The organism is Vibrio sp. S9_S30, assembly GCF_014694455.1.
GTDB lineage: Bacteria > Pseudomonadota > Gammaproteobacteria > Enterobacterales > Vibrionaceae > Vibrio.
Genome location: NZ_JAAUWT010000061.1, coordinates 1 through 3,299 on the forward strand (window position 1 = coordinate 1; position 3,299 = coordinate 3,299).

The 3,299-nt window shown below is 39.6% G+C and carries 4 protein-coding genes and 1 pseudogene; 4 read left to right on the forward strand and 1 reads right to left on the reverse strand.

Features of this window, described 5'->3' with window-relative positions; translation table 11 throughout:
• From HC752_RS23780 to HC752_RS23790, 3 genes and pseudogenes are all read left to right on the forward strand, one after another.
• Positions 1-419 (forward strand): annotated as a pseudogene (locus tag HC752_RS23780) (nicotinate phosphoribosyltransferase); the annotation flags it as partial.
• Between the two features lie 261 nt (positions 420-680).
• Complete coding sequence (locus HC752_RS23785) at positions 681-1,445, forward strand: hypothetical protein (protein ID WP_190337668.1); 765 nt, start codon at positions 681-683, stop codon at positions 1,443-1,445.
• A 3-nt stretch (positions 1,446-1,448) separates the two neighbouring features.
• Entirely contained in the window at positions 1,449-2,051 is a 603-nt protein-coding gene (locus HC752_RS23790) for a sel1 repeat family protein (protein ID WP_190337669.1), read from the forward strand.
• Positions 2,052-2,122: 71 nt separating this feature from the next.
• Here the strand turns inward: HC752_RS23790 and HC752_RS23795 are convergent, their stop codons facing one another.
• Positions 2,123-2,902, reverse strand: a complete 780-nt coding sequence (locus tag HC752_RS23795) for an SDR family NAD(P)-dependent oxidoreductase (protein ID WP_190337670.1) — start codon at positions 2,900-2,902, stop codon at positions 2,123-2,125.
• 123 nt (positions 2,903-3,025) lie between these two features.
• On the opposite strand from HC752_RS23795, the gene HC752_RS23800 reads away from it, so the two are divergent.
• A partial coding sequence (locus HC752_RS23800) for a nicotinamide phosphoribosyltransferase domain-containing protein (protein ID WP_238930620.1) occupies positions 3,026-3,299 on the forward strand: 274 nt, incomplete at its 3' end.

A 3,299-nucleotide genomic window follows, 5' to 3' on the forward strand; every position in this document is an offset into this window, starting at 1 on the left:
TCCGTATGTTGCCAGATTGCGTTCGGGTCATTCAAGGCGATGGGATCTCTCAAACCACCATCGAACATATTCTCTCTGAACTTAAATCCAAAGAAATCAGTGCCGATAACTTAGCGTTTGGCATGGGCGCAGAATTGCTGCAAAAGGTAAACCGAGACACCATGAAGTTTGCCATGAAAGCCTCGGCCATTTGCATTGATGGGAAGTGGCACGATGTATTCAAAGATCCGGCGACCGATCCTAATAAAGCCTCTCGGAAAGGTCGCTTAGCCGTTATCGAAGCATCCAATTGGGAGACAATCCGTGAAGATGAATTAAACGGGCGTGAAAACGCACTTCAAGTGGTGTTCAAAGACGGGCAAGTACTTAAACGCCATACGCTACAAGACATCCGCGATCGCATTCAAACTTACGCCTGATTGTCATAATCATGCGCTCGTTGTTGCCACATCTAGATGTGGCAACAACCTATTTATTCTTTCACCAAAATATCTCTTATCTTGAAATAATTATAGACAATAAATATATTCAATCCTTTTCCAAACTAAAGCAATCAAGTGACTTTACATATTTATGTATGTTTAATCGCAAATATTCTATTTTTATTACTACTTTCGTCCTAAATATGGAAATAAAGGTTAGCTATTGTACTATGTGCATAAAGTATATGGAGATAATAGATGAATTTCTTAGTATTGACCCAAGAAAAAATATATAAATTTGATTCCAATTTTATCAATTATTTTTATCCATCAGACAAAATGTACACTCATTGTATTCAAATAAATAACAATAATATTACCAATAAAGAACTAGAAAGCTATAAGAATACAAAGTACGCAGGTCCACTAAACGTATTACCTAATAATAATAATGGTGAGAAGCGTAAACAGGCATTTTTAAAAGAACTTGATCGTCAAGCATCACACCAAGCGACAAAAACTACGAATCGGCTTCATTGGGGCGGAAAGGCTATTCCTCCTTCCCCAAAAGCCAGATCTTTAGCGCCAGTATTACATGGTTCATCGTTAACTAAACAAACCACTAGTGTTGCTGGTCGTGCAATGGCTGTAGGAATCATTCTTCAAACTGGTCGATCGATGATCTTATATACAAGTGTAAAGGAAATACTAAAGAAGTTTGCAAAAAAGATTTCAGAAAAATACAAGGATGCAGAAGGAGCGGTTTTTTCCGTAAATATAATCTATTTGAAAGTATCTAGAGAATATGGTAGCGCCCCAATCCTTGGTAGTATCCACCTGTTAAAAACTATAAATCCTGCTGACAACTACTCACCAAACTCATTCGTTAATGAATCTATTAATAGTATTTGTCAGCCAAGTTATAAATCAACGTCAGAAAGTATTGAGAGTATTAAAATAAGTAACCTAGAGAATAAGAATCAATATGGAACGGCTACTCTATTTGTACAATGTAAATGGTAAGTTATGAAAAAGATAATTTTTTCTACTCTCGCATCCCTTGTGTTGTTCACAATTATATTGTTTACCTATAAAACTGCTGACGACAAAGGCGAAGAGTTACGTCTTATTTTAAATAATATTTATTCTGAAGATAGTGAGGTTCGACGTAACTCCATCACTTCACTCAAGAAAATTTCTGACAACGGTAATTCAATTGCTCAATATAGATATTCTGAAGTTTTACTTAGAATGAATAAACAAGAAGAAGCCATTAAGTACTTGCAGATGTCATCAGAGCAAGGTGAGATGATTTCGACTGAGCTACTTGGTTTGCTTTTACTAGAAAATGAGAAAGACAAGTATCAAGGCTTTAAACTGCTGGTTGAGAACGCCGAAAATGGATTTTCTACCAGCCAGCTATACTTAGGCATTTGTTTCCAAACAGGTGAATGTGGCTTTTCGAAAAATGACTATTTATCGTATCACTGGTTAACATCTGCCAATGACAACGGTGAAGAATCCGCTAGTTTCCATTTAGATGGTAGTGAAAAGCAAAAACTAGAAGAATCTACTTACTCTGAAGAAACTAAAAAGATTCTTTGTGAACTTGATAGCGGTAAGTGCTAAATTGGATGTTGCCACATCTAGATGTGGCAACACCTCTTTACTCTCGCGTAACTGTTCTTAGAAACAGGAGATCAGTGGAAGGTAAATCCACCGTCCACATTCACTGCCTGACCCGTCACGTGCTCTGCCTGAGCAAAATACACAGCAAGTTTCCCCATATCCTCCGGTGTTTGACCAACCCCTTGAGGGATCAAAATATCCTGATGTCGCGCCCAAGACTCTTCCATGGTTTCACCTTCCAGCTTCCAACGCTCGGCTAGCCCATCCGGTCCGTACCACATTGACGTAGGCACAATGCCCGGACAAATCGCATTAACCGTAATTCCTGTGCGTTGTACTTCTTTTGCCAGCGAATTGGTAAACCCGACCACCGCAAATTTCGATGCGCAGTAGTGAGCCAAATCTGGGAAGCCTTCTTTTCCTGCAATGGAAGCGACATTAATGATCCGTCCGCTACCCGCTTTTTTCATAGTGGTAATTTCAGCTTTACAACACAAGAACACCCCTTTGGTATTCACATCGTTCACAAAGTCCCAGTCTTCTTCGGTTAATTCTTCAACAGATTTTATACTGATAACTCCAGCATTGTTTACCGCTATATCCAGCGTTCCAAAGTGTTCTACAGCTTTCGATACCATGCTTTGCACATCTTCCCATTTTGAAATATCACTTTGCAGAGCCAGTGTCTCAACGTCATAACCAGCCAGCTCTTTTGCTGTGGCTTGCGCATTATCTACATTGATATCGGCGATCACTAAATTGCACCCCAGCTTGGCAAACTCCATTGCTATACCTTTGCCAATCCCTCTCCCCGCACCTGTCACGAGCACTGTTTTTCCTTTCAGAGACATTAAAGTTTCCTTTCTGTTTATTGGTTTATTCATACCTCAATAGTCAAAAAGTGTTCCTGATAGAAAGATCGAACAACTCTTTAATAAATAGAGTTTTTAGAAGAATTAGAAACCTATGTAGCGTTGCAAGGAGGAGTTAAATGCAACAGGTGTGGCATTGATGAAGCGAAAGCGGTATTAACGGCACACGGTGAACCTTTCAATGAAGCTGGCTGGCAGTATATTTTGGAGACGCACAAAGGCTATCTGCCCATTGAAATCCAAGCGCTCCCTGAAGGCAGTGTTGTGCCTGCGCGTACACCTTTGGTACAAATTCAAAATACGGATCCAAAATGCGCTTGGTTAACCAGCTACCTTGAAACATCCTTATTGAGAGCGGTTTGGTACCCAACCACCG